This window comes from Promicromonospora sp. NPDC023987 (assembly GCF_040639055.1).
Lineage (GTDB): Bacteria > Actinomycetota > Actinomycetes > Actinomycetales > Cellulomonadaceae > Promicromonospora.
Window position 1 is genome coordinate 1 of record NZ_JBEZZF010000167.1, and the last position, 1136, is coordinate 1136.

Genomic DNA, 1136 nt, shown 5'->3' on the forward strand with positions numbered 1-1136 from the left:
TGAACGTCTGCGAAACGACCTGCGCCCGCTCCTGCGGGGCATCAACGAGAGCACGGAGCGGGCACGCCTGATCGCGAGCGGCAGGGCCGGCGTCCATGCTGCGGCCCCTGATCAGCCCGCCGCGACTGCGGCCGGGTGACACCGTCGCCGTCGTCGCCCCGTCAGGTCCCGTACCCGCCGAGCGGCTCGACATCGGCGTCGGCCACCTCAGGGCATGGGGGCTCGACGTCCAGGTGATGCCGCACGTCCTGGACACCCACCCGGACCACGGCTACCTGGCGGGCTCCGACGCGGCGCGCGCCGCCGACTTCCAGGAGGCCTGGCTCGATCCCGACGTCCGCGCGGTCATCACGGCGCGGGGCGGGTACGGGGCGACCCGGATGGTGGACCTCGTCGACTGGGACGCACTCGCCGCGACGGACCCGAAGGTGCTCGTCGGCTACAGCGACTGCACGGTGCTGCACCAGACGGTCGCCCTGCACCTCGGGCTCGTCTCCCTGCACGGTCCGATGACGGGGACCGTGTCGTTCCTCAAGTCCGAGCCGGCCCGCGAGCACCTGCGGCGCACCCTGTTCGAGCCCGAGACCACGCAGACGGTCGCCGGGCCCCTGGCCCACACCGTCGTCGGCGGCACGGCCCGCGGCATCACCATCGGCGGCTGTCTCTCGCTCCTGGCGACGTCCGTCGGGTGCGGCGCGACACCCCCGTCCGCCGCCGGCGGGATCGTCCTGCTGGAGGACGTCGGCGAGCGGGCCTACCGAGTGGACTCGTTCCTCACCTACCTGTTGCGCTCAGGCTGGTTCGACGGCGCGCTCGGCATCGTGCTGGGCTCATGGCAGGACTGCGACCCGGTCGAGCCGGTGATCCTGGACCTGCTGGGGCCGCTCGGCATCCCGATCGTCGGCGACCTCGGGTTCGGTCACGGGCCGGACCCGCTCACCGTGCCGCTGGGCGTGCCGGTCGAGCTGGACGCCGACGCCGCCACGCTCACGCTGGACCAGCCGGCCCTCGCGCAGCCCTGACGGGGGCGCGTCTCCCCTTCGAGGCCTAAGTTTCTTCGCTTTGGGGGCCTCGAAAGCCCGGAACCCCTGCGCTGCGGTGACCCCCGCTGCGGTGTCGGTCATGGCGCGACTCCT

1 protein-coding gene is annotated in these 1136 nt (G+C 73.2%); it reads left to right on the forward strand.

Going from position 1 to position 1136, the window contains the following annotated elements; genetic code table 11:
• The first annotated feature begins 95 nt into the window (after positions 1-95).
• Positions 96-1022 carry an LD-carboxypeptidase gene (locus tag AB0F40_RS27560; RefSeq protein WP_357475536.1) on the forward strand — a complete coding sequence of 309 codons (927 nt, stop codon included), beginning with the start codon at positions 96-98 and terminating at the stop codon, positions 1020-1022.
• The last annotated feature ends 114 nt before the right edge of the window (positions 1023-1136 follow it).

Coding starts and splice junctions, on each gene's coding strand:
- AB0F40_RS27560 (WP_357475536.1), top strand. CDS start 96: ATGCTGCGGCCCCTGATCAGCCCGCCGCGACTGCGGCCGGGTGACACC.